The organism is Leisingera sp. F5 (genome assembly GCF_001593695.1).
In genome coordinates this window covers 1-3,589 of the sequence record NZ_LUKH01000223.1, presented here as the reverse complement: position 1 = coordinate 3,589, position 3,589 = coordinate 1, and the positions used below count along the sequence as shown (strand labels likewise).

The following is a 3,589-nucleotide window of genomic DNA, read 5'->3' as shown; positions in this document are numbered from 1 at the left end:
CACGACACCTGCCCAGGTGGCGGAATTGGTAGACGCGCTAGCTTCAGGTGCTAGTGTCCGTATGGACGTGGAGGTTCGAGTCCTCTCCTGGGCACCATTGTCAAGCCCAAAAACCCTCGAAAACTTCGGTTCTCGAGGGTTTTTTGTTTGCGGCGCTAGAAGTTGCCACACAAACTGCCCCGCAGAGTGCGAAACCAGGCTCTTCGTCCACATGGCAGACACTGACCTCCTCCATACATACTCCTGCTCAATTAACTCATGGCGCCAAAGTCCATGCGCGGGCTGGTTTCCGGCTATCACGACATGCACCGACTTCCTTCCGGCAAAATCAAAACCGGAGGCAATATGAAACCGTCTATCTCAGGCCTGAAGCAGGCCTTTGACTTCATGATCCAAGTCGTTTCGGAGCGTTCAGATGGGGAGGGTTACGTGCCTATAGTTCTCCACCTTAAACAGCAGACTGCAGCGCACGAAAGCACAGAAACAGAGTATTAACGCATCCGCCAGCTGGCGCGAAAGAACGCCGCTTGAGGAATGCAGAACCAGCTATGTGTTGTCCTCATTCAGCCCACTTAAAGCCCGTGGTACATTCTCCTATCCGCAAACAGTCTGACAGCATGGCAGAGTGGCTTCCTGCCGAAGCTTCAAGGAGCCCTAATCCGAGATCCGACGCCACCTGCTCGAAAGCGACGTGGTCGAAGCCATCATCGCTCTGCCCCAAGAGATATTCTTCCGCACCGGCATCGGCACTTACACCTGGATTCTCTCAAACAAGAAGCCCGAACATCGCCAAGGCAAGGTCCAGCTAATCAATGCCACCGAGATGTTCGAGCCGCTGCGCAAATCAGAGGGAAACAAACGCCGCCGCGTCAGTGAGCAGGACACCCGCGATATCGTCTGCCTCTACTCGGAATACGGTTCGAGCGACGACCGCAAAAAGAGCAAGGTCTTCGATTATCAGTCATCCGGTTATCGCCGGGTCCGTGTCCCGCGCCCCCCTCCTGCGCAAGAAGATGGTCATTTCGCAGGAGGGCTTCACCAAGCTCGAAGACGAGAAGGCCTGGCAGAAGAGCTCTAATGCTGAGCGCGCGGCCTGTGACGTCGCGAGCTTCGGTATTCAGGCCGCCCAAGCCCTTTTGGTTGATCAGTACTTTCTGAACCCAAGGGGCGGGGAAAGCCAAGGTAATCCCCCCATTTTTGCGAGGGCTTGGTCGTAGAATTATACGCGGCCAATCTTAGTTTCTGTGCAGGTGTCATTCCACCCACTTTCCGACGCCCGCCCTTGCCTCAGATCCGGTTTCCCAAGCCTGCAGGTAGACGCATTCGTATTTCAGCGGCCGCCATAGCCGTTCCACGAAGATGTTATCAAGGAACCGGCCTTTACCGTCCATCGAGATGCGCACGCCAGCCCGGTGCAGCCGGTCTGTCCGGGCGAAGGAGGTGAATTGCGAGCCCTGATCGGTATTCATGATCCCGGGCGGGCCGAAGCGGTGGATTGCCTCGTTCAGCGCCTCGACGCAGAAGCCGGCTTCCAGCGTGTTCGAGATGCGCCAGGCCAGCATCTTGCGCGTGTGCCAGTCAAGGACCGCCACCAAATACAGGAACCCCTTGCGCATCCATTGCCCGGCAGGCGATTGCGAAGCAATCTGCCGAGAGGGGCAGGTAGGTGATGCCGGCCGCCCAGACCTGGTCTGGGCGGGTCACGCGCAGACCGAGCAACAGATAGGGGTATGTCTTGTGTCCCTTTGCCGCCTTGCTGATGTTGGGCTTCTGATAGACCGGCATCAGGCCCATGAGCCGCATCAAACGGCGGATGCGTTTCTCGTTCACCAGATGGCCTTCGCTCCGCAGGTGCCAGGTCATTTGGCGAACACCGAAGAACGGTGTTTCCAGGAACTGCTCATCGATTTGCCGCATCAGCATCAGGTTCAGAGCCGTTTCGCCCTTGGGCGTGCAATAGAACGACGGCCGCGGGATCGACAGCAGCCTGCATTGCTTGCCGGTAGACAGCTCAGGATTGGCAGGTTCGACCATTTTGCGTCTCACTTGCCGATCCGCGGCTTGCGCTTTCGTGGCAAAAAATCGTTGGCAACTGCCAGCTCCCCGATCTTGGCGTGCAGTTCTTTACCCTGCTCTTCGTCGATCTCCGGGCCTTTCTTGCTGCCACGCTCGAACACACCGGATGCCCCTCCAGTAGCGCCCGCTTCCAGCTGTGGATCATCGTTGGGTGAACGCCAAACTGGCTTGCCAGCTCAGCGACAGTCCGTTCGCCTTTCAAAGCCTCAAGCGCGACCTTGGCCTTGAACTCAGGCGAATGGTGCTTCCGTTTCGACATCTCTGATCTCCTCTTCGTCGAAGATCAGCAGACAGCAAATCGTAGCTCACGTCAGTGTCCGAAATTCGGGGGTAGCTCAGATCCCTTTTCTCGCCCCATAGCTGTACCTATGTCGGTTAAGCAAATAATGCAGTCGCGCCGATTCCGCCCACAGGCAAACACGCAGCTGCTGTGCGTGCTCCCGGTGGACCTCGGAGCAGATTACCAGCCGCCACGTCTTTTCGGATGGCTCAGCCGCACTGCCGGCGCAACAGCTCCGAAAGTACTCCGTTTGTTGAGCAATCTGGCACCTACCTGCGGCATCTGGCTCCAGCGCGGGCGCACGTGAAATAGGAATAGCTCCTTAAGTTTCGAATTTATGAATCGTGCGCAGCGGCAGTTTGTGCTATTGTTGCCATGAGGCGAGCGCTGCGGGAGTTTGGATATGTATATCCTTCCAATAGTGGTTGGCCTTCTTCTTGTTGCTGCGCCTAGTGCGGCCCAACAGATAATCTTCCACACTGCCAGTTTCCCGGACGCCACCATGGTTCGATTGAGCGCGACCCAGTATCAGGTCGCCAGAGAGGAAGATTTCGACTTTGAAGTGGTCATCAAACTGGTTGAAACAGATGCGAACGGCACAGTTCTCTACAACGACACCGGGAAACACCCGGTTCGGGTCAAATGTCGAGAACCAGCTTATGTCGACACAGGTCTGAAAAGATACATGATCAACACAGCTACACCCAACGGCGATTGGCAGCACGACCTGTGGTATATGTTCTGCACATCAGCAACATCCTGAATGCCAGTAAAGCATCAGCTCAGCCCTGAAATTGGCTCGAAAACTCTGTCTCTAGCCATACTAAAGCACCTAGGCTTCGGCACAGAGCGACGAAATCAACCCGCGCTTTTTCTTGACGACCACCTTTGGCATGGTAATCCCCCCATTTTTGCGGGGGCTTGGTCATAGAATTTTACGCGGCCAATCTTAGTTTCTGTGCAGGTGTCATCCCGCCGTTGCCCATGTTGGGGCGTTCGTTGTTGCAGGACCACAGCCACTCGGTGGCAATCTGCTGCACCTCCTCGATGCTTTCGAAGATGTAGAGGCCAAGCCATTCGTGCCGGACCGTTCGGTTGCAGCGCTCGACATAGGCGTTCTGCTGGGGCTTGCCAGGCTGGATGTAGGCCAGGGTGATGCCCCTGTTCTCAGCCCACTCCATGAGCGTTCCGCTGACATGCTCCGGGCCGTTATCGACTCGAATTGTCCTGGGT

Annotated in this window: 6 protein-coding genes, 1 tRNA gene and 1 pseudogene; 3 read left to right on the top strand and 5 right to left on the bottom strand. The window is 56.4% G+C overall.

Annotated elements, in window-relative coordinates; translation table 11 throughout:
* Positions 1-10 precede the first annotated feature (10 nt).
* Positions 11-97: transfer RNA gene (locus A2I95_RS27780), tRNA-Leu, on the top strand.
* A 594-nt stretch (positions 98-691) separates the two neighbouring features.
* The gene (locus A2I95_RS27775) at positions 692-1,078 is read left to right on the top strand and encodes an N-6 DNA methylase (protein WP_291735117.1); all 387 of its coding nucleotides are present in this window, start codon (positions 692-694) and stop codon (positions 1,076-1,078) included.
* A gap of 175 nt (positions 1,079-1,253) precedes the next feature.
* On the opposite strand, the gene A2I95_RS27770 is transcribed toward A2I95_RS27775, so the two are convergent.
* The 4 genes and pseudogenes from A2I95_RS27770 to A2I95_RS27755 all read right to left on the bottom strand — a co-directional run.
* Entirely contained in the window at positions 1,254-1,592 is a 339-nt protein-coding gene (locus A2I95_RS27770) for a DDE-type integrase/transposase/recombinase (protein ID WP_291735115.1), read from the bottom strand.
* Positions 1,579-2,034: an IS3 family transposase gene (locus tag A2I95_RS27765; protein WP_291735113.1), complete on the bottom strand. Its 456-nt coding sequence runs from the start codon at positions 2,032-2,034 to the stop codon at positions 1,579-1,581. The genes A2I95_RS27770 and A2I95_RS27765 overlap by 14 nt, the downstream gene beginning before the upstream one ends.
* 8 nt (positions 2,035-2,042) lie before the next feature.
* A complete protein-coding gene (locus tag A2I95_RS27760; RefSeq protein ID WP_281171996.1) occupies positions 2,043-2,177 on the bottom strand; it encodes a hypothetical protein in 135 nt (44 codons plus the stop codon).
* A gap of 11 nt (positions 2,178-2,188) precedes the next feature.
* Positions 2,189-2,335 (bottom strand): annotated as a pseudogene (locus tag A2I95_RS27755) (transposase); the annotation flags it as partial.
* A gap of 424 nt (positions 2,336-2,759) precedes the next feature.
* Here A2I95_RS27755 and A2I95_RS27750 point away from each other — a divergent pair.
* A complete protein-coding gene (locus A2I95_RS27750) occupies positions 2,760-3,119 on the top strand; it encodes a hypothetical protein (RefSeq protein WP_027258006.1) in 360 nt (119 codons plus the stop codon).
* A 172-nt stretch (positions 3,120-3,291) separates the two neighbouring features.
* Here A2I95_RS27750 and A2I95_RS27745 read toward each other — a convergent pair.
* Positions 3,292-3,589: integrase core domain-containing protein (locus tag A2I95_RS27745; RefSeq protein WP_291735110.1), on the bottom strand; the 298-nt coding region annotated here is incomplete at its 5' end.

What these genes read in the sequence shown, in the direction of transcription:
- A2I95_RS27750 (WP_027258006.1), top strand. Translation starts at nt 2,760, where the DNA reads ATGTATATCCTTCCAATAGTGGTTGGCCTTCTTCTTGTTGCTGCGCCT.
- A2I95_RS27765 (WP_291735113.1), bottom strand. Translation starts at nt 2,034, where the DNA reads ATGGTCGAACCTGCCAATCCTGAGCTGTCTACCGGCAAGCAATGCAGG.